At 48.0% G+C, this 26,998-nt stretch carries 28 protein-coding genes and 1 tRNA gene; 13 read left to right on the forward strand and 16 right to left on the reverse strand.

Annotated features, from left to right (window positions below):
• Positions 1–20: 20 nt before the first annotated feature.
• Positions 21–2,657, reverse strand: coding sequence for an adenosylcobalamin-dependent ribonucleoside-diphosphate reductase (locus tag AC1DVJ_RS08245; protein WP_477589791.1), 2,637 nt, complete (start codon positions 2,655–2,657; stop codon positions 21–23).
• Positions 2,658–2,945: 288 nt separating this feature from the next.
• Here AC1DVJ_RS08245 and dat point away from each other — a divergent pair, with 288 nt between their 5' ends.
• The 4 genes from dat to AC1DVJ_RS08265 all read left to right on the forward strand — a co-directional run bounded on the left by dat (position 2,946) and on the right by AC1DVJ_RS08265 (position 6,951).
• A complete protein-coding gene (gene dat, locus AC1DVJ_RS08250) occupies positions 2,946–3,776 on the forward strand; it encodes a D-amino-acid transaminase (RefSeq protein ID WP_477589792.1) in 831 nt (276 codons plus the stop codon).
• Positions 3,777–4,032: 256 nt separating this feature from the next.
• A complete protein-coding gene (locus tag AC1DVJ_RS08255) occupies positions 4,033–5,058 on the forward strand; it encodes an ABC transporter substrate-binding protein (RefSeq protein WP_477589794.1) in 1,026 nt (341 codons plus the stop codon).
• 184 nt (positions 5,059–5,242) lie between these two features.
• The gene (locus AC1DVJ_RS08260) at positions 5,243–6,157 is read left to right on the forward strand and encodes an ABC transporter permease (protein WP_477589796.1); all 915 of its coding nucleotides are present in this window, start codon (positions 5,243–5,245) and stop codon (positions 6,155–6,157) included.
• Positions 6,157–6,951 (forward strand): ABC transporter ATP-binding protein, encoded by a 795-nt coding sequence (locus AC1DVJ_RS08265; protein WP_477589798.1) that lies wholly within the window; start codon positions 6,157–6,159, stop codon positions 6,949–6,951. Before AC1DVJ_RS08260 ends, AC1DVJ_RS08265 begins: the two co-directional genes overlap by 1 nt.
• A 69-nt stretch (positions 6,952–7,020) precedes the next feature.
• Here the strand turns inward: AC1DVJ_RS08265 and AC1DVJ_RS08270 are convergent, their stop codons facing one another.
• Positions 7,021–7,860: a lipoate--protein ligase family protein gene (locus AC1DVJ_RS08270; protein ID WP_477589800.1), complete on the reverse strand. Its 840-nt coding sequence runs from the start codon at positions 7,858–7,860 to the stop codon at positions 7,021–7,023.
• Positions 7,861–8,076: 216 nt separating this feature from the next.
• Here AC1DVJ_RS08270 and AC1DVJ_RS08275 point away from each other — a divergent pair, with 216 nt between their 5' ends.
• From AC1DVJ_RS08275 to AC1DVJ_RS08285, 3 genes are all read left to right on the forward strand, one after another.
• On the forward strand, positions 8,077–9,867 hold the full coding sequence (locus AC1DVJ_RS08275) for a DEAD/DEAH box helicase (protein ID WP_477589801.1): 1,791 nt from the start codon (positions 8,077–8,079) through the stop codon (positions 9,865–9,867).
• Positions 9,864–10,868 (forward strand): YqhG family protein, encoded by a 1,005-nt coding sequence (locus AC1DVJ_RS08280; RefSeq protein WP_477589802.1) that lies wholly within the window; start codon positions 9,864–9,866, stop codon positions 10,866–10,868. Before AC1DVJ_RS08275 ends, AC1DVJ_RS08280 begins: the two co-directional genes overlap by 4 nt.
• Positions 10,869–10,984: 116 nt before the next feature.
• Entirely contained in the window at positions 10,985–11,929 is a 945-nt protein-coding gene (locus AC1DVJ_RS08285; protein ID WP_477589803.1) for a hypothetical protein, read from the forward strand.
• Between the two features lie 78 nt (positions 11,930–12,007).
• On the opposite strand, the gene AC1DVJ_RS08290 is transcribed toward AC1DVJ_RS08285, so the two are convergent.
• Positions 12,008–12,199, reverse strand: a complete 192-nt coding sequence (locus AC1DVJ_RS08290; protein WP_477589804.1) for a YqzE family protein — start codon at positions 12,197–12,199, stop codon at positions 12,008–12,010.
• A 91-nt stretch (positions 12,200–12,290) separates the two neighbouring features.
• Positions 12,291–12,572, reverse strand: coding sequence for a hypothetical protein (locus AC1DVJ_RS08295; RefSeq protein WP_477589806.1), 282 nt, complete (start codon positions 12,570–12,572; stop codon positions 12,291–12,293).
• Between the two features lie 208 nt (positions 12,573–12,780).
• On the opposite strand from AC1DVJ_RS08295, the gene AC1DVJ_RS08300 reads away from it, so the two are divergent.
• Positions 12,781–12,963 (forward strand): hypothetical protein, encoded by a 183-nt coding sequence (locus tag AC1DVJ_RS08300; protein ID WP_477589808.1) that lies wholly within the window; start codon positions 12,781–12,783, stop codon positions 12,961–12,963.
• A gap of 87 nt (positions 12,964–13,050) precedes the next feature.
• Here the strand turns inward: AC1DVJ_RS08300 and AC1DVJ_RS08305 are convergent, their stop codons facing one another.
• Positions 13,051–13,704, reverse strand: coding sequence for a Bax inhibitor-1/YccA family protein (locus AC1DVJ_RS08305; RefSeq protein WP_477589809.1), 654 nt, complete (start codon positions 13,702–13,704; stop codon positions 13,051–13,053).
• 288 nt (positions 13,705–13,992) lie between these two features.
• Positions 13,993–14,076 (reverse strand) — tRNA-Leu (locus tag AC1DVJ_RS08310).
• 113 nt (positions 14,077–14,189) lie between these two features.
• On the opposite strand from AC1DVJ_RS08310, the gene AC1DVJ_RS08315 reads away from it, so the two are divergent.
• Positions 14,190–14,375, forward strand: coding sequence for a hypothetical protein (locus AC1DVJ_RS08315; RefSeq protein ID WP_477589811.1), 186 nt, complete (start codon positions 14,190–14,192; stop codon positions 14,373–14,375).
• A 71-nt stretch (positions 14,376–14,446) separates the two neighbouring features.
• Here the strand turns inward: AC1DVJ_RS08315 and AC1DVJ_RS08320 are convergent, their stop codons facing one another.
• A complete protein-coding gene (locus tag AC1DVJ_RS08320) occupies positions 14,447–15,226 on the reverse strand; it encodes an adenosylcobinamide amidohydrolase (protein WP_477589813.1) in 780 nt (259 codons plus the stop codon).
• Positions 15,213–15,476, reverse strand: coding sequence for a hypothetical protein (locus tag AC1DVJ_RS08325; protein ID WP_477589815.1), 264 nt, complete (start codon positions 15,474–15,476; stop codon positions 15,213–15,215). Before AC1DVJ_RS08325 ends, AC1DVJ_RS08320 begins: the two co-directional genes overlap by 14 nt.
• Before the next feature lie 177 nt (positions 15,477–15,653).
• Here AC1DVJ_RS08325 and AC1DVJ_RS08330 point away from each other — a divergent pair, with 177 nt between their 5' ends.
• Positions 15,654–15,971, forward strand: coding sequence for a hypothetical protein (locus tag AC1DVJ_RS08330; protein ID WP_056615935.1), 318 nt, complete (start codon positions 15,654–15,656; stop codon positions 15,969–15,971).
• Between the two features lie 74 nt (positions 15,972–16,045).
• On the opposite strand, the gene AC1DVJ_RS08335 is transcribed toward AC1DVJ_RS08330, so the two are convergent.
• Both AC1DVJ_RS08335 and AC1DVJ_RS08340 read right to left on the reverse strand, forming a co-directional pair.
• Complete coding sequence (locus AC1DVJ_RS08335) at positions 16,046–16,372, reverse strand: hypothetical protein (RefSeq protein WP_477589817.1); 327 nt, start codon at positions 16,370–16,372, stop codon at positions 16,046–16,048.
• An 80-nt stretch (positions 16,373–16,452) separates the two neighbouring features.
• Positions 16,453–17,022 (reverse strand): xanthine phosphoribosyltransferase, encoded by a 570-nt coding sequence (locus AC1DVJ_RS08340; RefSeq protein ID WP_477589819.1) that lies wholly within the window; start codon positions 17,020–17,022, stop codon positions 16,453–16,455.
• Between the two features lie 267 nt (positions 17,023–17,289).
• Between AC1DVJ_RS08340 and AC1DVJ_RS08345 the strand changes: the two genes are divergently transcribed.
• A complete protein-coding gene (locus AC1DVJ_RS08345; RefSeq protein ID WP_477589821.1) occupies positions 17,290–18,003 on the forward strand; it encodes a DUF4309 domain-containing protein in 714 nt (237 codons plus the stop codon).
• 722 nt (positions 18,004–18,725) lie between these two features.
• On the forward strand, positions 18,726–18,884 hold the full coding sequence (locus AC1DVJ_RS08350) for a glycine zipper domain-containing protein (protein ID WP_477589823.1): 159 nt from the start codon (positions 18,726–18,728) through the stop codon (positions 18,882–18,884).
• Positions 18,885–18,955: 71 nt separating this feature from the next.
• On the opposite strand, the gene AC1DVJ_RS08355 is transcribed toward AC1DVJ_RS08350, so the two are convergent.
• On the reverse strand, positions 18,956–19,876 hold the full coding sequence (locus tag AC1DVJ_RS08355) for an IS1595 family transposase (RefSeq protein WP_477589825.1): 921 nt from the start codon (positions 19,874–19,876) through the stop codon (positions 18,956–18,958).
• Between the two features lie 118 nt (positions 19,877–19,994).
• Entirely contained in the window at positions 19,995–20,630 is a 636-nt protein-coding gene (locus AC1DVJ_RS08360; protein WP_477589827.1) for a DedA family protein, read from the reverse strand.
• A 117-nt stretch (positions 20,631–20,747) separates the two neighbouring features.
• Between AC1DVJ_RS08360 and AC1DVJ_RS08365 the strand changes: the two genes are divergently transcribed.
• Complete coding sequence (locus AC1DVJ_RS08365; RefSeq protein ID WP_477589829.1) at positions 20,748–21,788, forward strand: YkvI family membrane protein; 1,041 nt, start codon at positions 20,748–20,750, stop codon at positions 21,786–21,788.
• Here AC1DVJ_RS08365 and AC1DVJ_RS08370 read toward each other — a convergent pair.
• From AC1DVJ_RS08370 to AC1DVJ_RS08385, 4 genes are read right to left on the reverse strand one after another with little or no spacing between them, the layout of a single operon-like run.
• Positions 21,720–22,157 (reverse strand): hypothetical protein, encoded by a 438-nt coding sequence (locus AC1DVJ_RS08370; RefSeq protein ID WP_477589830.1) that lies wholly within the window; start codon positions 22,155–22,157, stop codon positions 21,720–21,722. The genes AC1DVJ_RS08365 and AC1DVJ_RS08370 overlap by 69 nt on opposite strands.
• A gap of 28 nt (positions 22,158–22,185) precedes the next feature.
• Positions 22,186–22,464, reverse strand: a complete 279-nt coding sequence (locus AC1DVJ_RS08375; RefSeq protein ID WP_477589832.1) for a hypothetical protein — start codon at positions 22,462–22,464, stop codon at positions 22,186–22,188.
• Positions 22,465–22,490: 26 nt separating this feature from the next.
• A complete protein-coding gene (locus AC1DVJ_RS08380) occupies positions 22,491–25,715 on the reverse strand; it encodes an AAA family ATPase (RefSeq protein ID WP_477589833.1) in 3,225 nt (1,074 codons plus the stop codon).
• Entirely contained in the window at positions 25,712–26,989 is a 1,278-nt protein-coding gene (locus AC1DVJ_RS08385; protein ID WP_477589834.1) for a metallophosphoesterase family protein, read from the reverse strand. The genes AC1DVJ_RS08380 and AC1DVJ_RS08385 overlap by 4 nt, the downstream gene beginning before the upstream one ends.
• Between the last annotated feature and the right edge of the window lie 9 nt (positions 26,990–26,998).

The following is a 26,998-nucleotide window of genomic DNA, read 5'->3' on the forward strand; positions in this document are numbered from 1 at the left end:
GCACCCGCCCTGGTTTCCTCCTAATTACATCTGCTATAGCCGCAGTTGATACAATTCTTACACCCTTCGCTGTTCACCAGCGAAGCGGAACCGCACGCCGTGCACAGGTCCTTCGACGCGACACTCGTCGCGTTCGAAGCTTTGTGCCCGCTTGGAGCAGCGGCCGGCGCCGCCTCAAGCACTTCACTCGTCGCGGTCACGTAGTTCCGCGCATCGTCTGGCTCGCTCATCACTTCGTCGTGCTGCTCGAGCGCTTTAGCCACCGCGTCTGCGATCGACTCGACGCGGTTACTTCCGAAGCCAATGGCGCCTGAGCCGCCAATACCCTTCAAGTGCTTGACGAGCAGTTTCACTTTGTCCCCGTGATCGCCGTAGCGCAAGAACAGGGAACACACGCGGCCAAGTGCTTCGGCCATCGCGAACACGTCAGAGCCCGCTTTACCAACATTCAAGAAAATCTCGCTTGGTGTGCCGTTCATATCGTTGATCGTGATATACGCCATACCGAATGGGGTATTCACTTTATAGGTGGCACCACGCAGAATTTGCGGACGGCGCTTATATTGCTTGTCGAAGACTTGTTCCGTCTTGGCGTCCACATTTACCGCTAATTTACTAGAAATAGTAGCAAAACTTTCTGTTTCCACAACAGCCTCTGCTGCAACGGCTACTGGAGCTACTTCCGGCTGAACTTGAGCCTCAACTTTCACTTCGTCTTTCTTATCCGAACTCGTGCTCAACACCTGAACATCACGACTGCCATCGCGATAGATCGTCACGCCTTTACAGCCAAGATCATACGCCAGTTCATAAAGTCGCTTCGTTTCTTCAACGGTGAAATCAGCTGGGCAGTTCGCTGTCTTCGAAATCGAGCTATCCACCCAGGTTTGAATCGCTGCTTGTGCACGAATATGGTCCTCAGCGGACAAGCTCATCGAAGTGACGAAGTAATCAGGCAGCTCTTGGTCTGGATTCGCATCCTTCCAATTCTGTGCAATCGGTACATACTGCTTATCGAAGCCTAGACGACTTTGACGGAAGTATTCGAATGCGAAGTAAGGCTCGATCCCCGTGGATGTGCCAACCATCGTACCCGTACTTCCCGTTGGCGCTTGTGTAATAACGGTAACATTACGCATACCCTGCTGACGAATCGCTTCACCAACCTCTGGATAGACCTCCGTCATTTTGCGCATAAAGCCGCTCTCCATAAATTTATCTGCGATGAAGGCTTGGAAGGATCCTTTCTCACCTGCGATCTCAGCGGAAGCCAAGTAAGCTTCTCTGGCCATGAACCCATAAATCTTGTCCAAGAACACGAGAGATTCCGGGCTTCCGTAACGAATTTTCAAAAGGATCATAAGCTCAGCAAGGCCCATTGTGCCCAGCCCTACGCGACGTTCGTTTTGTTGATTCGCACGATTTTCTTCAAAATGATAAGGTGTTTTATCAATTACATTATCTAGGAATCGCGTCGAGTAGCGTACAACTGTCGCTAATTCTTCCCAATCTACATCGTGGTTCGCTTCATCATAGAACTTAGAAAGGTTAATCGCAGACAAGTTACAAACGCCCCAAGCCGGAAGTCCCTGCTCACCGCATGGATTCGTACAGATAATCGGGTTGAAGTACCAGCTGTTCGACATTTGATTGTAATATTCCAAGAAGACAACGCCTGGCTCTGCCGATTTCCACGCCGACTCAATGATCGAGTGCCAAACATCACGCGCACGCACAGTTCGATAAGGCTTAACAGCCTTCCCTAGTTTCTTCCACGCATCTAAATTACCATCCCAAAGTTCATTGTATTCAGGATCCGTCGTGTCTGGGAAAACAAGCTCCCACTCCAAATCCTCCTTCACAGCTTTCATGAAGCCGTTGCTGACGCACACGGATAAGTTCGCGTTCGTAATTTGCCCCATCGTAGACTTCACCGTAATGAAATCCTCTAAATCGGGATGCCAATCATTAATCATCAGCATTAACGCGCCACGACGGCTTCCGCCTTGCTCGATCAGGCCTGTTGTGTAGCTGAATAGTCCACCCCAAGAGACAGCACCACTTGATGAGCCATTTACCCCTTTCACCACCGAGCGTCTCGGACGAAGTGAAGACAGGTTGATCCCAACGCCACCGCCGCGTGACATAATTTCCGTCATTTCGGACAATGTGCTCATTATACCGCCACGGCTATCCTTCGGCGATGGAATAACGTAGCAGTTAAATAGCGTCAACTCATCACTGGCATCCGCTCCAGCTGCAATACGGCCCCCGGGTACAAGCTTCCAATCGTTCAGAATGTATCTGAATTTATCAGTCCATTCCTGACGCTTCTCCGCTGTCTTCTCGACCGATGCCATAGCGCCTGCTAAGCGATCCCACAATTCTTCCGGTGTTTTTTCCATATTTAACGTAAGCTTCTCAACGGCAGATTCTACGGTTACCCCGCTGCGTGTTCGAACCTTCACGATATTTCCTTCACGACTCGTAATTTCGCCAACCTCTTTGGCTGGGAATTTGGGATCATCCTTGGTCAGAACGAGAACGGTATCTCCCACCTTCGCATGACTCGTGTCTGCATTCTTAAGTGCATACCGATCCAAAAATATCTTCTCACTCAATCCCGTTAGCTTCTTACTCTCATAAACATTCCCCATGAACATAATCCTCCCAATAGACTGCATTTTCAGCTGCAATTAAGATACGAATTGCAAGAAACCATTTCCAACAATTCACAATATATGGTATCGCCCTAACATTATACTACACAAGATATGGTTCAACCATTGGCAAAAGTCCTAAAAATAAAATTTCCTAATCTTCTATTGATTTTGCTAGCTTTGACGCGGTACTCTTCCTTTGATAACCTATTAGTAGGATACCATATTAGGACATATTTTAGAACGTATGTTCCATAAATATTTTTTACTAAGGAGCACGCCCATATGTATTTTTATAAAAATGAATTCGTACATAAAAAAGACATCCAGATTTCACCTGATGATCGCGGCTATTATTTCGGTGACGGCATTTATGAAGTATTTCGCGTATACAATGGACTCATTTATGAGGGCGAAGCCCACATGCAAAGACTCGATCGCACAGCCAGCGAGGTTCGACTTCAATTACCTTACTCGAAGGAAGAAATCATAGACATCCTAAACAAGCTTATTCAGCAAAATAACCTCATCGAAGGCACGGTTTATTTGCAAATCACCCGGGGTGAGGCCCCTCGTGCGCATCCTTTCCCGACACAGGCTGAGCCCATTTTACTGGCCTACTGCTCTGAGGTAAAGCGTCCGCTAGTTTCGATTCAGAACGGAATCAAAGCCATCACACAGCCCGATATTCGTTGGCTAAGATGCGATCTCAAAACCTTGAATCTACTCCCCAATGTCCTTGCGAAGCAAGCTGCGCTTGATCATGGTGTGCAAGAAGTCGTGCTGCATCGGGAAGGCACAGTGACAGAATGCAGTGCCTCGAATCTGATGATGGTCAAAGATCAGGTTCTCTACACACATCCTGCGAATCATCTGATCTTGCATGGTATTACGCGTGCAGTGGTATTGCGACTAGCGCATTCGCTAGAAATACCAGTGAAAGAAGAAGCCTTCACGACCGAGCAGCTTCTGCAAGCGGATGAAGCTTTTATCTCCGGTACGACAGTTGAAATCACACCGATTGTACTGATCGACGGACAAGCCATAGGTACAGGTACAGCTGGGCCGATAACCCAGAAACTGCAAGCTGAATTTGAAAGAACCTTTCTCAACTAGATCGATCCACTCCCGAATGTTCACCCTCACTTTTAACCATACCACACGCAGTCCTTCCAATTTCCCGACATATGTTTGGAAAAACAAACAAATATAGATAAAACAATTGACGGAAATCTGCGTTACAATTAAACTATGGTTGATTAAGTTAATCCTTGGTTTCTCTGCACTCGTACACTTTGCCAAACAACAGCGTTAAAGTGGTGGGCGAGCAATGAGTCCAAGTATCACAGTGTGTAGTTCGAGAGGGGTAATTATGTTGAAAAAGAAAGCACTCGTATCATTCGTTTTATCCGCAGCACTTATGGTTGTAGCAGGTTGTGGACAGAAAGCTGATCCAACGCCGGCAGTTACAGCAGCCGCAACAAAGACATACAAAATCGCGATTTCGCAAATTGTTGAACATCCCTCCTTGGATGCAACTCGTCAAGGCTTCCTAGCAGCACTTAAGGATGCAGGTATCGTAGAAGGTACCAACTTGAAAGTTGACTTCAACAATGCGCAAGGCGATCAACCCAATAACTTATCCATCGCCCAAAAAATAGCTTCAGCTGACAACGATCTCGTACTTGGGATTGCAACACCATCCGCACAAGCCATTGTACAGCAAGTGAAGAAGGCTCCGATTCTTTTCGCAGCTGTTACGGACCCGCTTGCAGCCAAAATCGTGAGCAACATGGATAAGCCAGGCGGCAATGTCTCCGGAGCTTCGGACACGAACCCAATGGCTGTTGCCCAATTGATGGATTTCGTAGCTGCCAACATGCCAAAGGTGAAAACGGTTGGCCTTGTTATTAATGAAGGGGAACCCAATGCCGTCATTATGGCGAAAAATGCAGAAGAATCCCTATCCAAACACGGTATTAAACTCGTAAAAGCACCTGTAACGAACACATCCGAAGTTAAGCAAGCTGCTCAATCCCTTGTTGGCCGCGCAGATGCTTTCCTAATTACACTAGATAATACGGTTGTTAGCGGCGTGGATGGTATCATTCAAGTTGCCAACGACAAGAAAATCCCTTTCTTCTCCAGTGACCGTGATACCGTGGAAAAAGGCGCTTTTGCAACAGTTGGCTTCAAGTACTATGATCATGGCTACCAAGTAGGTCTAATGGCTGTCGACATTTTGAAAAATGGTAAGAAACCAGCAGACATGAAAGTAACTGTGCCTGACAAAATGGATCTGATCCTCAACTTAAAAGCTGCGAAAGCACAAGGCATCGAAGTTACAGATGCGATGAAAGCCGCAGTAAAGGATAAAGAGAAAAACATTATTCAGTGAGAAAACCTCTATCGAAGCATTTCGAAGATGAGCGACCGCATTTAGCAGAAAGTTTTATCGCCAATAATAAAGTAGTTTTCGGTACCGAAAACTTATACTTTCTTATGTGGTAAGATTTCGAGTCACAAAGGGGTGGACGTCACTTTCGTTCATCCCTTTTTTTCAAGTTAGGAGGAAAATAACGATGTTGGAATCAATCTTCGGTGCCACCGAGCTAGGTCTTCTCTATGCGTTGATGGCGCTAGGTGTTTATATCACGTTTCGTATTCTCGATTTCCCCGATCTCACGGTGGATGGAAGCTTTACAACAGGCGGTGCGATTTCTGCTATTTTGATTGCTCATGGCTACTCGCCGTGGCTAGCTTGTTTAGCTGCTTTTGCAGGTGGACTAGTCGCAGGAGCTTGCACAGGACTGCTTCATACGAAAGGTAAAATTAATGGGCTTCTCTCTGGGATTCTCATGATGATTGCCCTGTATTCGATTAATATGCGCATCATGGGCAAGCCGAACATTTCACTTCTTGGCGTAGATACCTTGTTTACCTCCATGAAGCCAATTGTGGTTGCGCTCATCATTGTGATTGTGTTCAAATTACTGCTAGATGCCTTCCTGCATACCGATCTTGGCCTTTCGCTTAGAGCGACGGGAGATAATGCGCGAATGATTCGTAGCTTCGGTGCGAATACCGACCGAACAACGATTCTTGGCTTGAGCTTATCGAATGGGTTAGTCGCGCTATCTGGCGCACTCATCGCCCAGCAATCAGGCTTTGCCGACATTTCGATGGGCATCGGTATGATCGTTGTAGGACTAGCTTCCGTTATTATTGGGGAAGCGATATTTGGTGCTAGGTCAGTCTTCCAAGCGACACTTGCTGCTGTACTCGGTTCCATCGTGTACCGAATTGTTGTCGCACTGGCGCTCAGAGTCGAGTGGCTCAAAGCCTCCGACTTGAAGCTAATTACCGCAATCATCGTCATTATTGCGCTCGTTCTTCCTTCGGTGCAACGTGCGATCAAACAAAAAGCGAACGCAAAGCGACGTTCAGCTGAGCTCATCGCTCGCGCGATGCAAATGAACAAAGGAGGTGGGCAATAATGCTGCAGCTCTCCAATGTTTCCAAGCTATTCAACCCCGGTTCGGCAGATGAGAAAATTGCTCTAATCGGTATTAACCTAACCCTGAAGCCCGGTGACTTCGTCACGGTTATCGGCAGTAACGGCGCCGGCAAATCGACGCTGATGAACATCATCTCCGGCGTTATGACGCCGGATGCCGGCGAAGTGCGCATCGACGGTGAGGTTATCCACCACCTGCCGGAATACGAGCGCAGCCGCTGGATCGGCCGCGTCTTTCAAGACCCCATGGCCGGGACGGCTCCTCGAATGACCATCGAGGAGAATCTCGCCATGGCGTATGCCCGCGGTAAGAAGCGCGGGCTGAGCTTCGGCGTCACCGCGCGTAAGCGCGCGCTGTTCCTGGAACAGCTGCAGCGCCTAGGTATCGGCCTGGAAGGACGACTGCGCGCGAAGGTCGGTCTGCTCTCCGGCGGAGAGCGTCAAGCCCTCAGCTTGCTGATGGCGACATTCACCCAGCCGCAGATCCTGCTGCTGGATGAGCACACCGCCGCGCTAGATCCCGCGCGTGCAGAGCTCATCACACGATTGACCGAGGAAATCGTGCGTGAAATGAAGCTGACCACATTGATGGTCACGCACAACATGGAGCAAGCGATTCGTCTCGGCAATCGCCTGATCATGATGGATAAAGGCCGCATCATTCTCGATGTGAACGAGGAACGGAAGAAGGATCTCACCGTGGAGCAGCTTCTCGGTGAGTTTGAGAACATCAGCGGCAACAAGCTTTCGGATGATCGCGTGGTTCTTGGTTAAACACAAATAGGCAGTCTCAGAAGCCATTTTACATGGCGACTGGGACTGCCCTTTTTATAGTACGTTCCTCTACCGCCGCAAATTCCACTCATCCGTCCCATACTTCTCACTTACAAGACGCTCCGTAAGCTCAACCTCATAGTCCGTCAATGACGACTCCACCAGCTCAACACCAAGTCCAAGCGCGATTTCACGACGGAAAGCTTCCTCCACCTCACCCAAAGTAACTACCGATTTCCCTTGATCACGCAGCAAATCATTAATGGCTACGGCTTTCTTCAAGAAGCTCTGTTTCATCCGATCTGCCACTTTCTCATTGGAGAAGCGAAGCATCCGAAACAATTGTTCCGTATCCATATCGAGCAGGATGGAGCCGTGCTGCAGCACGACGTTTTTCTGCCGTACTTGCGCGCTGCCGGCCACTTTGCGGCCTTCCACGACCAGCTCGTACCATGAAGGGGAGTCGAAGCAAGCCGCTGAACCCGCAGATGCGTATTTCTCCTTCTCTTCATCACTCGCCAGCTGTACCATCTCCGCTTGCAAGCCCAATGCTCGAAACCCTTGCAGCAATCCCTCACTCAACACACGGTAAGCTTCGGTCACATTACGTGGAATACCTGGGTAATCCTCCGCCACAATGATACTGTACGTCAGTTCTTTATCATGAAGAACGGCTCTTCCCCCTGTCGGGCGTCTCACAAAGCCAATCCCCTCGTTCTCTACCGCTTCCTGATCCACTTCTGCCGCCTTTTGAAAATAGCCAATCGATAAGGTAGCTGGATTCCATCCATAGAAACGCACCGTCGGAGGAACCTTGCCTTCACTATGAGCGGTTAGTATCGCTTCATCTAAGGCCATATTTTCAGCAGGAGAACGATCTCCTGTATGTATAAATCGCCAAGCTGTCATGTCTATTCATCATCCCTTCTTGCCAAACGTACCTTTTTCCCAAAAACTAACCTCTATCATAGCATACTACGCCCCCTCGTTACGACATCAGACCTCTACCTCTCAATAAAACTCTTATATGGGAAAAGTTATGAAAGATTCTTCTCTGGACATACTAACATGTATGCGACGTTTGCGAGGCCAAAGCAGAATCAGAACGTTTAGGAGGGCACAGCCATGCGTCAACATGATCAGCAAGAGAACATTCGCCCCATTCATAAACAGCTGGATATGCATTTTGAGAGGGACTGGTTTACCGAGCTGGACAATCGTGAACGTGGCGGAGGTCCTTGGGACGACTGGACCTTATATCAGCTTGCCTACGAATCGGAAGAGTCGGGGCTTATTTCTACGTTTGATGAAATGCAGTGCCTCGCGCATCTGGGGACCCTTGAGCCCATGGCGCATCAGATTGATACAGCAAAGCGTGTGTTGAATGAGATGCGTGGACGCGCCATTTTGGCCGATGAGGTTGGACTTGGGAAAACAATTGAAGCTGGTTTAATTTTAAAAGAATACATGATCCGCGGGCTTGTCCGCAAAACGCTCATCCTTGTACCCGCTTCCCTTGTCCTGCAATGGGTTCGGGAACTAAATACCAAATTCGGCATACCTGCCGTTGCTCATAAGAAAGCCTACATGTGGCAGCAAGCCGACATTATCGTAGCCTCCATGGACACGGCCAAAAGGGACCCGCATCGCGAAATCGTGATGGGTCTTGAATACGATATGCTCATCGTCGATGAAGCGCACAAGCTGAAGAATAAGAAAACGACCAACTACACCTTCGTCAATGAGCTGCGCAAAAAATACTGCCTGCTCCTCACTGCTACGCCTGTGCAGAACGATCTCAAAGAGCTCTACAACCTAATCACCCTGTTGAAGCCAGGTCAGCTTGGCGGTCAGAACAGCTTCAAGACCAACTTTGTTGTTGGCAAGCGGACGCCGAAGAATGAAATTCAGCTGCAGCAGGAGCTCTCCAAAGTGATGATCCGGAACCGTCGCGGCGACGGGGGTGTTCACTATACGAAGCGGATTGTGCGGAATATACCACTCACGCTCTCTGATGATGAGCAAGCGCTCTATGACGGGGTTACGAATTTCGTGCGAACTCGCTATTCCGAGAGTGGCGGGGATCTTAGCTCCATGCTTTCGATGATTACCCTTCAGCGTGAAGTGTGCAGCTCGCGGGACGCTGTGTTCATTACATTGGTGAATTTATTTAAAAAGACAGCCGAAGACTCCCCCGTACGGCCGAAAATATGGGAGCTCGTCGAGCTGATTCGCAGCATTAAGTCGAATAGCAAAGCGGAAACCACGATGCGGCTCATTCAAGACATCAATGATAAAGTGATTATTTTCACGGAGTATCGGGCTTCCCAAGAATATTTATTGAACTACCTCAAAGAACGCAAGATCACGGCCGTCCCCTATCGTGGAGGCATGAATCGCGGTAAGAAAGACTGGATGATGGATTTATTCCGCAATCGCGTCCAAGTGCTTATAGCAACCGAGGCGGGTGGCGAGGGCATCAATCTCCAATTTTGCCACAATATGATCAACTTCGATCTGCCTTGGAACCCTATGCGCGTGGAACAACGGATCGGTCGTGTGCATCGCCTCGGTCAAACGCATGACGTTAACATCTACAACTTATCCACAAGGGGTACCATTGAAGAACATATCCTCTCGTTATTGCACGAGAAAATCAATATGTTCGAATTGGTGATCGGGCAGCTGGATACGATTTTGGAGAAAATCGAGAAACGGGGCTCGCTTGAAACGTCTCTTTTCCGCATGGTGATGGAAGCTGGCTCAGGCGAGGAGATTCGCCGAAAAATCGATGAGCTTGGGCATTCCTTCAGCGAGGTGAAGGAAGAAATCGAACAGAATCCGCAGTACGGCGCCAAGTTCCAAGACATCCTTGACGCGGTAGGCGGTTCTCAGAGCATGGAGGTGGGCCCATGAATAAACGAAACATCCACTCGTTTGTGCTGCGTTTTCTGGAAGCCTACGACTGCACGATTCTGGAGAAGACCCCTGCCTATGTGACGGCTAAGCTCTCTCCCGAAGCAGATCGGGAAATGACGGGCCGTCCTTACTATTGGAGCTTCATTGAGCGGACAGGTGCAGCAGCGGAGACGATGACGTACAAATTTGTGATCGACCCGGAGCAAATGAAGCTGGAAGCGAAGCCGAAGGCCGCCGTTACCACAGTCCAAAGCCCCCCCGCAACCGGCTACGGACCATCTGGTTCCGGCGGAGCTGCTGCTAACCCACCTGCGGGTAGTGCGCCGGATAGCATTCTCGGCCGTTATTTCGGCTTCGTTCCGACGACTATCACCACGCGAGTTCCACAAGATGAAGTCACCTTCGGCAGCCGACGACTTGACCAAATCTTTGGCATCGTTCGCGAACGCGGTCGATTCATTCACTTATTCGAAGAGCCTTTCCCTACGGGGGCAACTTACCATGCTTCCCTCGTATACAATACGTGGCTCTGTGTGAATTACAAGGTTGAGCTTCTCTGTGATCGTAAGCGGACTGAAATTCATTCCCTTGCGATTCAGCTTAATAGCGGGGAAATTCGCGAGCATTTTCATAAGCATATGTTAACGAAAAGTCTTTCTCCAAAGCTTCCTGCGAATAGTCACATTCTACCGGATACGATCTCACTGCCGAAGGCGATCAATGCTCTGGAGATGACGCTTGAACGTAAAATCAGCACCTACGATCACCGTTGGGCTGATGAAGCGAATGCGCAGCACCGCAGTGAAATCGATCGTGTAGAAGGATATTACAATGGGCTTTTACTAGCTGCAGAACCCGACAAAAGAGACGAAATCGAAATCCAATGTCGGAATCGGCTGGAGGAAATCGATTGGCAGCATAAGCCTCGAATCGCCGTGTCCGTCATTAATGGCGGTTTATTTCACTTAAATGCGAGTCGATTATCATCCAGAAACTGACGCAAGTCGCTAAAACCTCGCAAATAACACGCAACAGGTTCTAACATTCTTTTTAAGGCATACGAATTACAATAGTCACATACACTAAGAGGTTAGCGAGAGGCAGGTGAACGAAGATGAAGTCGTGGACCACTTGGACAGCCACTTGTTTCATTTTGTGCAGTATTGGCTTCATGCCCATACACACTTCGGCAGTTGACAACTTAGGTGGGACAAGCCTTACCCAGGCCCAAGTAAAAGAACCTAGCAAAGCAGCAACTACCGTGGCGACTGACTTAACGAGTACATCTTCATTCGGTACAACCATCAGTCAGTGGCAATCAACGCTCGCGAAGTCAGCAGGCTTTGAAGACTGGCAGCAAGCACGTTGGAACAGCTATCCGCTCGGTCCAGGCACCCATGGATGGGTCATCATCCTGACCAATCAGGGGCAAGAGGTGGGCTATATGATTGTTCATGCTGCAGAAAACGGCGGTTTCCGTTTGACCGAATATGGGACAGGCACATCACCGCTATTTAGCTTGGCCACGTTGTATCGCTCCTTGATACAACAGGAACTCATTCCTTTTACGACCTTATACGACGATTTTGTGCAAAATGAAACGATCATTGAAGACCGCTTATATATGGATACCCTCACTTCTGTTTGGAAAATCGCACTCGATGACGAGACCTATTATCTCGATGCCAAATCGGGCGAAGTACTTCCACTCACGGAAGATCCAACGCCACGTATGACAGATAGCCTAGTTTTGGAGACAGACGTATCGGAGGAAGCTGAATCCCTCATACGTCCCGCATTTGATCCTTACGAACGACTGCCATGGATTGAAGGCACACCGTTACCTGTTACCTCCTTGCCTGAGCTTCAGGTCGCGTTGGAGCAGCAAGGAAATCTCACCTACGTTACTGAGCTGTATGATGGGCAGGTAACGATGCCGTTAGCTGTGCTTGGTTATCAACAATGGGTACATGGGGATAACTATCTTGTCTTGGAGCACGAAGGACCGCGTTATGTGCGATTGGATGCCGCCCTTGGTCTAGGGGAGATTTATCCTTAGGGGGGCTTGTCACGGTGACCACGTTTCAATCACCATGAAAAGGCCAACCAGTTTATCTGGTTGGCCTTTTTACCACTCTCATTTTCTTGACTTCGTCCGTCCGAGCAACATCCGTGCAGCTAGTGGCAGCATCCCAAACCAGCGGGTTTGCCAACCCTCTCGTTGTTCTTTGATCGAAGCTTTCGCTTGTTGTCGTACTTCCTTCGGTGTGTCGATATAAGTGACGACTTGTTGTGTTATGTACTTCACGAGATCATCGCTTTTTGCCATACGTCCACCTGCCTTTTACCCTTATTCTAACCAGAGCAATAAGGCTTTAAACTTCGCAAAGGCAGGTGATTGAACGCCTACACACCTGCGTTCATGCTGGCCTTCCGCCACTTTCCGCAATAATTTTATCAGCGAAAGTTTTAATCGTACCACAGCCTAGCAGCATCGGCTTATTATCACACAGCAACATCAAGGTTTGTGCGCTCGTATCCCAGGCATATTGAAAGCCAACATTCATGCTGACCACTGAAATCGTAAATTTGCCTGATGCTGTGTTAGGAATAGCAAACCCTTGTCTCCTACCCACCTGCTGCAATGCTCTGAATACCGAAGGCGAAATCCCTTTATACATCCATGTGCTACAAGTTGCCATAGGTCTTCTCACCTCTTTCAATTATGATCATTAAATTGTATGAGACTTGAGGTGAAATCGTGCTTATTTCCATAAAAAGCATCTATCTGATTCGTTGCTTCTACTTCTAATCTCGTCCAACACACATAAGCTAGAGTAACAGAGAGAGAAAGAGGTGTTGGTTTGAATGTGGGAACTAATGCTTGCAACCGAGCAGCTTGACATTTATATGGATGAAGCAAATCTAAGGCTTGAGATTCGCATAAAGACTGATAATGCTTTAGCCCCTTTCTCCATGCGTATGAACTATACAGATTTGACCCAGTTAATCCATACTCTTCTAGAAATCAATCGAAGCTTTCGAGGAGATATTCCTTTTTTTCATACGAAAAAACTGCCGGGAAAGCGCTAGGTTGTCAGCAAAAAAAGCACGATGGACTCCCCCACATTCCTGTGGTTTGGAGCCATCGTGCTTTTTATCATGCGTTGTCCGCATATTTTAGTTTCTATTGATTCCCGCAATCGAAGCGATGAAGCGCAAAATATAGAGGAACAAATTAATAAAATCAAGGTAAATATTCAATGCCGCGAGCGGAACGGCTTCGGATGCGACACCGTTGCGATACTGCGCGACATCATACAGCACCCACCCGCTGAAGATCAGAATCCCAGCCATGGACCAAACCAAATTCATCATGGAACCGAAATTTAGGAACATGCCGAGCACACTCATCAAGACAAGTCCAATCGTACCTGCAAATAGGAAGCCACCTAAGAAGCTAAAATCACGCTGAGAACGGTGCGCATAGAAGGCCAACGACCCGAAAATGACCGCCGTTGCGAAGAACGCACCCGAAACCACACTAGCCCCAAGCTGGCCGCCGTAATACATGATGACGGGATAGAGCGTCACGCCAGAAATAGCTGTAAACGCATAGAGGAATCCGTAGCCGATATGTTTACCGCGGATACGAATGATGATCGCAGCAACCAGCATCACAACCTCTGCAATGACGAATAACATAATCATCGATGGTGGTACAACCATAGCTCCGATCAGCGTTCCAAGAAAAGACACTAAGAGTGAAATGGCAAATGTTTGAAGCACATGTGCAAAGCTGCCGGATTGTGTAATGGTAACGGTTCTATCCATGAAAAATTCAGCTCCTTTAGATATATAGAGATGTACAATCTATCCTATGTATTATACCTGACATTCATGAAAGCCGCTACATTCTGATGTAGCCAATTGCGCATTATCGCACCAATCCTCTGGAGTTGAGGGGAATGGAACAATAATGATGAATTTTTGCACTATACGAGATTGCGAAATTTAGCGGGATATTTTCCAGATATTCTATTTCTGACAGCTGGTGAATCACAAACAAACAGAAAAAATAAACCCTTCAAAATGAATTGAAGGGCTTACTTTTAAATATGATGCGATCAAGAGGACTCGAACCTCCACGGGGGTAAGCCCACACGGACCTGAACCGTGCGCGTCTGCCAATTCCGCCATGATCGCGTTTACAAAAAATAATATACCATGTGACGCGAAAGCTCGTCAATGAAACTTTTGCCTCTTGTGTATAATTCTCCAGCCTGTTCCTAACCCTAATCTCAAAGGAGGTATGAGCTATGAATGAAGAAGAAATCAAAGCGTTGGAACCGAAGTATACTGGCAATCAGCGGCATCTAACCGAGGGTGAAGCTGAGGGAATCGTACATGATCCAAACTTCAAAAGTGAAAGTGAAGATGAAGATATCACGGATCTCGATGCGTTAGCCATTGGTCTCGCTTATGGCGTAACACGCAGGACGTGAGAAGTAGAATGAGTAAGACCTCCTGTCCAAGTGGACAAGAGGTCTTTTTACCTTCGCTGCTCCACACAACTTCACCCTGCCGAATGGGCCGCAGCGCGTTTGCTCATTTCAAGTTCATACAACTTTCCGGATGCTAAAATAGCTTCATAAACGGTTCTGCCTATGAGGTAGCCCAATGTTGTCGCTGTACCTGCGTACCGATATGTCGTCGCCCCTCTGCCCGTTGCGGCAATCAACACGGCATCTGTCGTCGTACCTGTTGCAATTTGACCATTGATCATGGCGTTCAACTCTTGGAGTGCCGCAGTTTTGGCTTCGGTGGCAGTAATAACCGCATTCACCATAGCAGCATCCGTTAAATTGCCCTCTATGACAACGATCGTATTGATCGTGCCAGGATAAAGAGAGGTAGCTGGCAGCATAGCCCCTGCTCGCGCTTTATTGCCTAGCCCAACGGTCACCCAAGCAGCAACTCGAAGGGCTTCCTCCGGACTTTCCGCATCTGGATGAGGGTCCCCAACATTCCCGGCCTCTGGCGGCCAAGCTAGCTCCTTGAAGCCAACATCCTTCACCCACGCCGCGGTGAGCATCCCAGCCGTATCTTGAGGATCCACCCCCTCTCGTGCGATGAAAGCCTCCATCTCCACCAAAGGGTCGACCTCATTGTAGGTCTTGTCCACTTGTCGATTCATCAAAACGTGATGATGACCAAATCCGCCACCCCATGGGGAGGAATTCAGCGTTCGCAATGGGGATTCACTTGAGATCTGTAAGTAACGTCCATGCGGTGATTGGACCTGCTTCATACCTACACCAGCAATACGTGTAGAAGCTCCCTCACTCTGCATCATCGGACAGATCATCCGGCGTTATCGTTTCCTGAGGGAGCATAAACGCTGGCGGCCTTTCGTTCTCATAAGGCTGATACACGTATCCGCGGGCAAGCTTGACTACTCTACGGTTTTTTTTGCGTATAAGGACCGTCTCATCATCCCAAGCTACAACAATTCCACGCACATCGTTCGCCGGACTAACATCTCTAATCACTCTTAGCAGAGTGCTATCCACGCGATATTGATCCAATTGCTCTTCCGAAATCATCTATGTAGCACCTCCATTATAGGCATGGTAAAAATTAATCGTTCTTTCTTAGCATACACCAATTTGCGATTCGGTGAAACTTTACATAAATCCGTTCATCTTCGGTTACCTTAACGAAGACGAACACGCGACAAGGCAAAGGCTACCTCATGCCTACCGTAAGGGAGGACATTATCAATGGAGAAGCGAACGTACTACGTCAATGTAGGCACGGGAGAAGTACTCGAAGACAGCACCGCGCTTGATTATGAATTTGAAATATCCGCAACGGAAGATGACATCGCTAAGCTGCAGGAGCTTTTTGAAGAAACCGACAATTCTTCTCAGGGCAGCTATGCAACTTCCTGGCTCCCTTGGAAAGTATACTACTCGAATGAAACGAATCAGGAATATGATTACTACTTAACCGAAGTGTATAGAACACTTCACAGACTAGGTTCTGAACAGACGAAGAGGCATATCGAAACCATGAATGTTCTGGAAAATGGCATCTGATCCTCGACTTCCGCAATAACAAAAAGGCCAAGAATCCTATTGGAATTCATTGGCCTTTTTTCATATATGGTTGATTAACTTACATGCTCTTTCGAATCATTCGTTTCAAACCAGAAATCAAGGACTTTGCTCGACATCACACGTTTTTTGATATAATCCGATTGTGCATCAGAGAATTGCTGCTCCCACTCGATCGTTAGCTCCGTACAAAGCTTCACGACTGTTAACAACTCGGACCAGGCCACATAGCGCTTATACCAGAAAAATTGAGGGTGTTCAATCATATACGGATACAGGTCATCAAACTCTGTATGTTTACAATCAAGCGCACGTTCAAAGTGAGTCTTTGCTTCCCCAAGCTTTGTCATAAAATAGTCAATGGAACCATTTTCGATACCCATAGATGTCAGCCTCCTCTCTTACCTTGTAATCATTATAATGGATAAATCGGTTTCAGGGAAGTCATTGAGCAGATGTAAAATCAGTCAAAAGTGATCTGCCCGTTCGCCAGTGAAGCAATTCGAGCGAGCGACTCCACGCGAATACCGCGTTCGCGAATCGATTTACCGCCATTTTGAAAAGATTTCTCTACAACAATACCAACGCCTACGAGCTCAGCTTCTGCTTTTTCCACAATACGAATTAAGCCGCGGGCTGCATCCCCGTTTGCAATGAAATCATCGATCAATAAGATCCGTTCCCCTTTGCTCAGCAAATGCGAGGACACCATGATATCCGTAACAATGCCTTTGGTAAAGGAAGGAACACGTTCACTATAGGTATCTTGATCCATCGTCAACGTCTTCTTGCGACGTGCAAAGACCATGGGAACACCGAGCTGCAGGGCTGTCGTATAAGCAATAGGAATACCGGATGATTCCACGGTCAACACTTTGTCTGGCTTCGTTTCTCTAAACAATCTTGCAAATTCTTTACCCATCTCCATGATGAGAACAGGGTCTACCTGGTGATTCAAAATAGCATCAAGTTTAAGTACTTGATCTGAAGCAACGATGCCGACCTCTAAGATCCGCTGTTTTAATAACTCCATGAAATCGGCCCCCTATAGCTGTCTATTATGAGTAAGTTACCATATTGCTCCTGCCACTTTCAAGTCCAATTATAAAATAACAAAAAACACTGAAACTTTTTGGGCTTCTATAGTGTCTAATATATATAAGCAGATTTCATTCAATTGGAATTCGTTCTATAATTGCTCACATTTGGGCACGAAGATGCATTGAAAACCTTCGATAAAACAGTAAAATTAATCTTACTTGTATTTATTACTTTAATTACTCCTCGGAGGAAAGGAAAGATGGCAATGAACAACTTAATTAGACCCATCCTTGTAGGCTGTTTGCCTGTTGCAATTGCATCATTCTTGGTAACTGGATGCCAAGAATCATMTGCTCCTGCTCCAAAGGCTACTATAGACGCAACAACGTACACGCCATCCCAGATTTACCAGGAGCCAGCGCCTTCCATCGCTGTCTCAGCGCCGACTTCCACACCTCCGATTGACGAAAGTATCAAACACGAAGCCCAAGTTGCCGGTATTACCAAAGTAGATCAAGGGGAATTATCTCAAGCACAAGCCTTCACGAGTCCGAAACCCACGGCCAAGCCGAAGGTAAAAGCCGAGGATGCGTACCAGCAAGAGAAGCCGACCTTGATGGGGTTAAAGCTTGGAACAGCGAAAGCATCGGTACTGGAGCGTTTTGGCAAAGTGAAGAAACAATTTGTTATGGAAGACGATAACATTGAGGTTTACGATTTCACCGACTTTTCGGTTGGTTTCAATAGCAAAGGAACGCTTGAATTCGTCGATGTGCACTCCATTGAAATTGACCCTGGCTTGCATGGTTTGCGTTTAGGCCAAAGCGTTCAGGATGCGATTGCTATCCTTGGCAAGCCTGATACGAACTCAACCTATGTGCTTTCTTATAAGGCTCAGGGCACTTTGCTCAAGATCGATATCGATCCGCATGACAATACGATTCAATCCATTAAGCTTTTTGCAAATTCGTAACCGATACGCAATAAATGAGAAAAAGCAGAGCATCCACCATGGATCCTCTGCTTTTTCTTATTTGACAGGAGCGCGAATGCGCTCCCAGTATCACTCTAGGATCCACGAACCACAGCTAACGGAAATAGTTAACGCTATTTCCGCCAGAAACACCCTTTTCAAATGCTAACGGACATGACTGACGTTATTCTAGCTTGTAAACGGCTAAATAGCCAGTTTACATTGGAATAACAGCCCCTATGTCCGTTAGCTTAGGAAATCCTCATATTTGGCCCCAATTGCGTCTCCTATGTCCGTTAGATCTCCTGGAGTTCGACTAACTCAGCCCGCGGAGCGCTATTTCCCTCGAGTTTATCGATTATTTCAGATTTTTTCGACTTACACTACTCTTATTGCCATTCTCGCTACGCGTAACTCGATTTTTTCCGAATTAATCGACTAACTCAGCCCTGGGAGCGCATTTTTAAAAAAGGCTTTTTTCGTAAAAATTGTTGCTATATAGTTAAATGAAGTAAAATAGAATGGCATGGTTACTTCAATGAACTATTTGGTAGGTTAGCAAGGTGAAACTTCAAGAATTTTGAAACGTATTGTGTTTCATTTCTGTATCTTTTGTAAAGGCGCAGTATGAAGGGAAGGCTGTAAGAACATACCTATCCGAAACTGCCACAGCAGCAGTGACGTTTTTGGAATGAAGTAAAGAAATGGAGTGATTTATTGAAATGAAAGGTGTCGGAATCGGTGTTTTCATAAGCGTTGGAACTGCATTAGGTGTCGCGTTTGGAGCAGCATTTGATAATGTAGGTCTTGGAATTGTTTTCGGAATTTTAGTCGGATTAGTAATCGGGTTGTTTAGAAATAGCAAAAATAAAGATCAATGATTAAATCATGCCATTCACCTAATAACCAGAAATAACCACTACTTTACAATTACTAAGGAACTATCGCCTTTTTATACACCTGTTCTCAACCTTTCTACGGTCGTAAAGTTCGCTCGTTTGCAGATATCCAACAGGAGTTTCTTCTGTCTGTCGGTAAAATCGAGTTTCTTATGCAACTCTAGAAATCGGAACCAAAACATATAGTTGTCGATATATTTGGTAGCGACTCCTTGAAATCGATCCATCCACTGTTTTAAGCGAGAATGAAACGAGTTCACATGTTGGATGTGGTATATCGACTTCGACACATGAGTTCCACGCGGCAGAATTTCGTGCGTCAATCCTTTCAATTTGGCAAACCTTTTATAGTTCGTCGCGCTGTCTGTACAAAGCAAAGAAGAAGGCGTAATATACCTTCCGATAACACTGTCGATTTCTTCAGCTTTGATACGACCGCGACCACCCATCTGACAAATGATATTGTCATTTCTATCATAAGCTAACAACAATGCTGACCTGCTCTTTAGAGATGCCACGCTTACGCTTCTCCTTTTTTTGTTTTCTACCTTGCGACCGCGTTTACGGGCATCACGGTGAGGTATCCCACCTTTGCGACCTTTTTCCGACTCCAGAAAGTGCGTTTCATCGCTTTCGATGATTCCATTAAGCTGGCTATTTCCAAGCGAACGGAGTGCATTAAGATTGGGTTTATGGGTTCCCGCCATCGGCGTACCCGTCATGTGATTGAAACTTTTTCCGCAATCCTTGCATAAATAGCGCTGACGACCGCGATACTTACCATTCCGTTTTACACTTAAACTGCCGCAATGCAGACATGCCAATCCACTCGAGAACTTTGCTTCTCGAATATCACTAAGCAGCCCCTGAACTTTAGGCTCAGGAAATAATGTTTCTTTGATATCTTCAAATAAGCGGTGTTGTTCCTTCGCTGGCAAATCAGTGAAATTTTCGTATATATTAAGCCAATCCATGATTTAATCGCCTCCTGGGGAAACATGAACTATATTATACAGTTTCTCCACCGAGAGCAACAATATAAGCGAAAACAGCGTTAAAAAAAGACCATGAATTCACCCTTAAAGGTTGAATTCATGGTCTTTTTTTCGATTTTCGTCTCAGCACAACAACATGATGTTTCCGAAAACGAAGGTAGATCAGCACGCCTATGGCAGTAAGAATAGCAAGAAAGAATAGTGAAATCCCCATATAAGTATGCATCAAATGTAAAAACGCTTCCCAATTATCGCCGATAAATCGGCCAAGCGTCAGAAAGGTTGTACACCACAGCAGCGCTCCCGTTCCCGCATACAAAATATACTTATAAAACTTCACGCCGCTAACGCCTGACAAATAGCAAGTGAAATGACGAACACCAGGTACGAAATAACCGAAGAAAACCGTCCACAGCCCGTATTTCTTAAACCAGCCTTCCGCTCTCTCGATTCGGCTCGGTGTAAGCTTCACCCATTTGCCATAACGAGTGAGAAAAGGCTTCCCCACACGATGACCGATTAAATAACTAACCGTCATGCCCGTCATAGTACCTGCATAAATAACGGCTAGTGTTGGACCGAAGTCAAAAGGGCCTCCCCATGCGGTCAATGAGCCGATGAACACCATTAAGGTTTCATCCGGAATCGGGACTCCTAGCATACCTGCGGACAAAACGAGATATAAAGCAACATAGCCATATTGGTTAATAAAATCAAACAAGAATTCCTTCACAACCGACCCACTCCCGAGTATAACGTCAACTGAGGGGCTTGCCCTAAGTTCCAGTCATGCAAGCTTGCACACAAACATACCTTGTACTATATCAAACGAAAGAAAGCGAGGCAATATATGCGAAATGGTGCACAGATTGTCCGTGTCGCCTTCACCTACATCGGAACCGTCGTTGGGGCTGGTTTTGCTTCCGGGCAGGAAATCCTTCAATTTTTCACTCGCTATGGCTCGCTAGCCACATTAACGATCGCTTTATCTACGATGCTGTTCATATGGATTGGCATACAGCTTATGCTTATGGCACATGACTTGAAAGCAGAATCCTACGAGGATTTGAATAAGGTGCTTTTTGGTGAAAAAATAGGGAAATGGATCAGTTTGTTTATGATGATTGTTCTTTTTGGCATTACAACCGTCATGTTAGCGGGTGCTGGCACGGTATTTGAAGAGCAGCTTCATCTCTCGTATACAACAGGATTAGTGATCACACTCATACTTTCGTATGTGATTTTGACACGCGGGATCAAAGCCATTATGACCGTAAACTCCGTCGTAGTTCCTATCATGCTTATCTTCAGCTTTGTCATTGTTGTCTATACCTGGCATTCACCAGCGTCTGGCAACTGGCTGCGTATTACAAGCGATGATCATCTGGTTCGTGTCTGGTTTGCACCGTTTCTCTACACAGCATTTAATTTGGCAATGGCGCAAGCTGTACTCGTTCCCATGGGTGGAGCGATTCGGAATCGATCCGTGCTCTATTGGGGCGGATTGCTTGGCGGAGCAGGCATAGGGTTGCTTCTTTTAGCTGCACATTATGCCCTATCCGCACAAATGCCAGGAATCTCACAATTTGAAATACCCATGGGGAATATTATGACCAAATTAGGTTATTTCCCACAAGTTGCTTATTTGCTCGTTATTTATGGGGAAATATTTACTACCTTTATCGGTGATGCCTATGGGTTATCCATGCAGCTACAGCAGCGAATTAAGCTGCCTCCGAAAGTGATTCTGATCGCCATCCTACTTCTTAGCTATGTTATCAGTCACATTGGATTCAAAACATTGCTAACCGCTTTATATCCGCTATTTGGCGTGGTTAGTGTCGTTTGGCTCGTGTTGATGATCTGGCGTAACCGCCGAAGTACCTTGTGAGGCATTCCCTGAAGGGAAGCTGAGTACGACAATCAAACGAATGAACAACAGCAGCATGCCCATCGTTGAAATGATAATACCCGTAAGCAAATACGCCCAATGAAAATTCGCTATTTCCGTATGGTCTCGTCCAACCGCCACGAGCTCTGCCACCATTAATAAGAGTCCAATGATAAATAGACCAACTACCGAAAAATCGATGATCGTCCATCTGGAGAAATACGTTACGGCAATTTGGGCTTGACTGACAGCTCTCGGCGACGCAGCTTGCTGCCGCCAGAGCTGGTGTACTGTCCAAGCTGTATAGATTCCGGCTCCAGTCACAAATAGCCCAACTATCGCACCCATAATAGCTAAAAATAAGTTCATTTCGTGCCCCCTCCTTCAGCTTCATAGACTAGCGTTGACGCAAGCCATAGATGAGTAGTATTGTACAGCCAAAGCTAATGACTGGAAGTGCATAAAGCAAGGGAAGCAACATCACAGGGGGAAGCTTCATCGCAGGAAACCAAAGCAGCTGCAGACGCTTCCTTTCTGTCGCACCATCGTCATGATCTCCACCGCTAGCACGAAGCGTGTCCGTCGCGCCTTCATTCCACTGGATTTTTCCTTTTTTCCATCCGACCTGATAGGAAATTTCCCGGTGTTCCTTCTTCTTATCGTTACCTGATTCCACGTTTCATGCCTCCCGTCCCATTGCTTCTATAATTGAATATACAGGTGACCAGGAATGATTCTGGCTGCCGCATCGCGCACATGCCCATGACATGTAAATAGCAGCACCTGATGACGCGTGCTCAAATCCGCCAGAACAAGTAAACAGCTTTCCATCCGTTCCTCATCGAAATTTACGAGAATATCGTCCAACACTAAGGGTAAAATCGCCTTCCCCCCATATTCCTCTACAAGAGCAAAACGCATAGCTAGGTACAACTGCTCGGCGGTCCCGCGACTAAGCTGATTCGTGTCTACCGTTTGTCCGTTAGCTCTTACAGCCAGTAATCGCTGCTCGCCAAATGGCGCTTTAACGGCCACAAACGCCCCATTCGTCATCTTTGCAAAATACTCAGAAGCCCGCAGCAGCACACCTGGCTGACGCTCCTGTTCGTACACATCGCGTGCTTTTTTCAATAAAAGTGCGGCAAACGAAGCCACCGCGTACTGATTCACCTGCTGTGACAGCGTCGTTCGAATCGATTCCGCCTGCAACCGCTGATTCGCCGCTTCTGCCCCCTGCTCCAGCTTCTCGATCTGACCCGTAAGCTTTCCAATAACCTCTCTTAGCTCATTAGTTTGAGAGATTGTTTCCGTCAGTTTCGCATGTAGAGAGGCTGTTAACAGGGCTAGATCTTCTTCCCCTTGCGATTCCATCAGCTCTAAAAAGCTTGCGAATAAAGATCGGCTTAATAACGATTCAAGGGAAGCTTCCAGTACGATTCTTTCGTCTTCAAGCTTTTTATTTTGAAGCTGCTCTCGCTCCAAAATTCGCAGGTGCTCACCGTCTACCGCCGATGCTTCGTTTAGGAGCTGTTGAACACGAGCCCGTGTCCGATCAGATTGTTGTTCAACGAGCAGAATAGCTTGCTCCGCTTCTAAGCGCTGCTGCTCGCTTTGTCTATGTACCGCGATAAGTCCTAGCTGCCGCTGTTCTGCTTCTTTCCAGCTCCTGAAAGCGAATAAGCAATCGTGAGTCGGTGCTGGCAAATCAAGCAGCCTGCAAACCGCTTCTTCAAATGTATGGACGTTTCCGGTTAACATGTCTAGTTTGGATGCCATTTTGTGAAATTGACGCAGTCCCTCCTGCGCCTGCTCGATGACTTGAATCGTTTCTAGCAGGGCATCTGAGGATAACTGCACGCCTAACCCAAGGCTTTGCAGCCATTCCTTCCAGGCAGCATGAAGCTTCATGCTCTCCGTTTGGACTTCGTCAGCATAACGCATGCGCTGTTCATGATGTTGCCCAAGTGTGTGCAGATTTTCCTGAGCATCCCTTAATTTCTCAAGCTTACGGAGCTGTTCGCTCTGTTGATGCTTACTCTTCTCCGCTTCTCGGAACCAAGCATCCAGATGAGGCTGAAGCGCTTGAATCGACACTGTAGGAATTTGGCTTCGATCCAAGCTTGTCACTTCCGCTGTCGCTGCAGCAGCTTCTTGATAACTAACCTGTTGAAACTGCTGTCGCTGAAAATGCTGGATTTGCTCCTGAATGCGACGTTCGAGCTGCTGGAGCTCCTGCTCCAAGCGGTGATCTTGAGCTATTGCGGGTGGTATCACACGGGATGATCTGCTACCTTGCGTTTGACGACCCGAAAACCAGATATAGCCAGATGCACCTGCGAAAATAAGAAAGGCACTTATTGCTGCTAGCCAGTTGCCCTGCCAGGCGAAAATTAACGGTGTGAGAAGCGCTAGAAATCCAGCAGCCATCATCATGCGTTGACGCAATTTACGAGCAGCATCTCGTCCTGCCTTGGCAGCTTCTTCGAGGCCCTGGAGGTGTAGTTTTTGCTCAGCTTGACGCTCTTGGAGATGTGCCAATTGACTTGTAACTAGCTGCCAACGCGCATAATCAGAAGCCAGCTTCTGCAAGAATGCAGTTGGATTGGAGTCAAGTGTCTCATTGCCGGTTTGAATGCCTCTACATGCTGCTTCTAGCCCCGCTACCTGCTCTTGTCCGCGAGAAACCTGTGCCTGTAAGCTCTCCAGCTCTGTCTGCATGCGCAGCTCGGTTTCTGATCTATGTCGGAACTGCTCTTTATACGTACGCACCTGTTCACGAAGTGAAATCGTTACAGCGAACGAGGTGACATCGGTTTCATCCCATTGCACATCCAAATTGGATAACAGTCTATCCACTTGCGCACGCTGGTGCGCAAGCTCAACCTGGAGCTGCTCGATCTGGCGTTTATGCTCCTCGTAGCTAGCCGCTTGCTCTAGCCAGTGATTCAGCTCGACTTGATGCACGAGCACCTTCGGATCCATCGGGAGCCCAGCAAGCTCGCTGCGCAAGCTCTGCAGCCGCAGCTGCAGCTTGTCGCGCTCCGCCTGGAGGCGCTCATGCTCGGCCTCGAGCGCCTCCAGCCTTGCCGTGGCCTGCTCCGGAAAGCCCGGCCGGGCCGGCAGGCCCTCCAGCTCGCGGCCGATCTGCCGCAAGCGGAGCCATCCGCTGCGCGCCTTGCCGGCCAGGCCGAGCTTGTGCAGCTCCGCGCGCAGCGCCTCCTGCTGCCCCTCCAGGGCAGCAGCGCGCGCCTCCGCTGCGCGGCGCTCTTCCTGCAGCCGATCATAGTCGGCTGCTCCATCACGGCTGCGGCGCAGCGACTGCTCCAGACCCTCGAGCTCCTTCAGGAGACGGTTCATCTCCTGAATGCGTCCGCGGGGTCTGTACAGGGCGTCGGCCTGCGCCGTCAGCTTGCGCTCGGCCTCCATGATGGCCGAGCCGCTTACACCAAGCCCAGCGCTATACAGATAGCCGCTGAGCTCGTCCGTCTGCAGGGTGCGAAGCTCCTGCAGCTCGGTTAAACCAAAAGCGAACAAGCTGCGATAGAGGTCGGCCGATAGGCCGCCCAGCAGCGTGTTCAGCAGCTCTTCGCCGCCGGTGGTGCCATCGGCAAGCGTGACCTTCACGAGCCCCGCAGAGGCTCGTTTGCCGCCCGTGGCGGGCGCGTCATAGCGCTCGACGCGGATGCGCTGACCCTGCTCATCGAGCAGGGTCAGTGCGCCCCCGTGGGCGCCACCGCCCAGCGGCTCGTAGCGCTCCGACCGACTCGTTCGCGTCGGAAAGCCGAACAGCACCGCGCGGACGAAGCCCATGAGCGTGCTCTTGCCAGCTTCGTTGGCGCCATAGAAAACGGCCAGTTGGCTGTCTGTATTCAGCTGGCGATCACGCAAGCTGCCAAATCCATCGACTTGGATGGCTATAATTCTCATCCAGCGTTCCCTCCATCCGCGGTGAGTAGATCCGCAACAAGTACTTCCGCAGATCGTAGCCATTCACGTAGCTGTTCAGGCGAAGCCGTTGCTGGATTACCAGCAGATTGAGGCAGCCCTTGAAGGGCAGCGAGGGCCTCCCCTGCGAAGCTCTCTAGCGTGACATCGTCCTTCTGCAACGCTGCAGCATACCTTAACAGATCGCCTAAGAAGCTCTTCTCTTCCAAAGCTGCAGTCAAATCAAGCTCGCTAGCCGTTCGATCCTCGATCGATTCGATCCACACGAAGCAGCTGCGCTCCACTTCTTCTTCTCTCAATTCATCCATCAACTCTTGTAAGGCACGTCCCTTACGCAGCCGTTCATGAATCTCGCTGCGTCCTTCCAAGACGATACGCACAATCCCATCTCGGCCATCGGCCTCTTGACGCAGCCGATCCAAAAGTTCACCTAATCGATCTTTCAAAACCTGCTCTGTTGGAATATGGGTCACTGCTAGCTTTTCTTGAAACCAACGAACCGAATCTAAGGCATGAAAAGCAAGCTCTGCACGACCATTTTCATCAATGTCTACCAAATAACAACCGCGGGGTCCCGTTTCACGAATACTTCTGCCTTGGATGTTTCCTGGGTACACGATGGCAGGCTGTTGATTCAAAATATGTCTAGTATGTACATGGCCAAGAGCCCAATAATGCATGCCCGCGTCCAATAAATCCTGCTTGCTGCATGGCGCATAGTTATCGTGATGAGGATCTCCATCGACATTCGTATGCAAGAGTCCGATCTGGCACACTTGATCTTGTCCTCTTTTAAACTGTAAGGCAAGATTCTCGGTTACCGCTGAGCTCCCATACGAAATCCCATGGATCTCGGCGATGATACCGCGATCTTGCTTCACAATCTGGAAGGTCTCCACTTTCTTAGACGCAAAAAAATGAACGTCTGCCGGCCAAACCAGCTTTGCGGCACGTCCATCCTCGGGGTCATGATTACCATGTATGATATAAGCAGGAATGCCTCCTGCAGCTAATTGTTCCACTGCTTTCTGAAAGCGAATTTGTGCCCGCAGCGAACGATCCAACACATCGTAAACATCCCCGCTAACCAACACAAAATCCACTTCTTCTTGCAGGGCAAGAGCCACAAGCTCCTTCAACGCTTCGAACGTCGATTCTCGAACTCGCTCTCGAACCCGCTCAGGAAGCGCCGACATGCCTTTAAATGGACTATCTAAGTGCAAATCGGCAGCATGTATAAACCGCAGTCGTTTCATGGCTCAAAC

The sequence above is a fragment of the Paenibacillus sp. P4_A9 genome, from assembly GCF_056402415.1.

Coding starts and splice junctions, on each gene's coding strand:
- AC1DVJ_RS08385 (WP_477589834.1), bottom strand. CDS start 26,989: ATGAAACGACTGCGGTTTATACATGCTGCCGATTTGCACTTAGATAGT.
- AC1DVJ_RS08335 (WP_477589817.1), bottom strand. CDS start 16,372: ATGGGTATCGAAAATGGTTCCATTGACTATTTTATGACAAAGCTTGGG.
- AC1DVJ_RS08290 (WP_477589804.1), bottom strand. CDS start 12,199: ATGGCAAAAAGCGATGATCTCGTGAAGTACATAACACAACAAGTCGTC.
- AC1DVJ_RS08340 (WP_477589819.1), bottom strand. CDS start 17,022: ATGGAGTTATTAAAACAGCGGATCTTAGAGGTCGGCATCGTTGCTTCA.
- AC1DVJ_RS08255 (WP_477589794.1), top strand. CDS start 4,033: ATGTTGAAAAAGAAAGCACTCGTATCATTCGTTTTATCCGCAGCACTT.
- AC1DVJ_RS08300 (WP_477589808.1), top strand. CDS start 12,781: ATGGATGAAGCAAATCTAAGGCTTGAGATTCGCATAAAGACTGATAAT.
- AC1DVJ_RS08350 (WP_477589823.1), top strand. CDS start 18,726: ATGAAAGGTGTCGGAATCGGTGTTTTCATAAGCGTTGGAACTGCATTA.
- AC1DVJ_RS08295 (WP_477589806.1), bottom strand. CDS start 12,572: ATGGCAACTTGTAGCACATGGATGTATAAAGGGATTTCGCCTTCGGTA.
- AC1DVJ_RS08380 (WP_477589833.1), bottom strand. CDS start 25,715: ATGAGAATTATAGCCATCCAAGTCGATGGATTTGGCAGCTTGCGTGAT.
- AC1DVJ_RS08260 (WP_477589796.1), top strand. CDS start 5,243: ATGTTGGAATCAATCTTCGGTGCCACCGAGCTAGGTCTTCTCTATGCG.
- AC1DVJ_RS08275 (WP_477589801.1), top strand. CDS start 8,077: ATGCGTCAACATGATCAGCAAGAGAACATTCGCCCCATTCATAAACAG.
- dat (WP_477589792.1), top strand. CDS start 2,946: ATGTATTTTTATAAAAATGAATTCGTACATAAAAAAGACATCCAGATT.
- AC1DVJ_RS08285 (WP_477589803.1), top strand. CDS start 10,985: ATGAAGTCGTGGACCACTTGGACAGCCACTTGTTTCATTTTGTGCAGT.
- AC1DVJ_RS08270 (WP_477589800.1), bottom strand. CDS start 7,860: ATGACAGCTTGGCGATTTATACATACAGGAGATCGTTCTCCTGCTGAA.
- AC1DVJ_RS08315 (WP_477589811.1), top strand. CDS start 14,190: ATGAATGAAGAAGAAATCAAAGCGTTGGAACCGAAGTATACTGGCAAT.
- AC1DVJ_RS08330 (WP_056615935.1), top strand. CDS start 15,654: ATGGAGAAGCGAACGTACTACGTCAATGTAGGCACGGGAGAAGTACTC.
- AC1DVJ_RS08245 (WP_477589791.1), bottom strand. CDS start 2,657: ATGGGGAATGTTTATGAGAGTAAGAAGCTAACGGGATTGAGTGAGAAG.
- AC1DVJ_RS08320 (WP_477589813.1), bottom strand. CDS start 15,226: ATGATGCAGAGTGAGGGAGCTTCTACACGTATTGCTGGTGTAGGTATG.
- AC1DVJ_RS08355 (WP_477589825.1), bottom strand. CDS start 19,876: ATGGATTGGCTTAATATATACGAAAATTTCACTGATTTGCCAGCGAAG.
- AC1DVJ_RS08305 (WP_477589809.1), bottom strand. CDS start 13,704: ATGGATAGAACCGTTACCATTACACAATCCGGCAGCTTTGCACATGTG.
- AC1DVJ_RS08365 (WP_477589829.1), top strand. CDS start 20,748: ATGCGAAATGGTGCACAGATTGTCCGTGTCGCCTTCACCTACATCGGA.
- AC1DVJ_RS08265 (WP_477589798.1), top strand. CDS start 6,157: ATGCTGCAGCTCTCCAATGTTTCCAAGCTATTCAACCCCGGTTCGGCA.
- AC1DVJ_RS08370 (WP_477589830.1), bottom strand. CDS start 22,157: ATGAACTTATTTTTAGCTATTATGGGTGCGATAGTTGGGCTATTTGTG.
- AC1DVJ_RS08325 (WP_477589815.1), bottom strand. CDS start 15,476: ATGATTTCGGAAGAGCAATTGGATCAATATCGCGTGGATAGCACTCTG.
- AC1DVJ_RS08280 (WP_477589802.1), top strand. CDS start 9,864: ATGAATAAACGAAACATCCACTCGTTTGTGCTGCGTTTTCTGGAAGCC.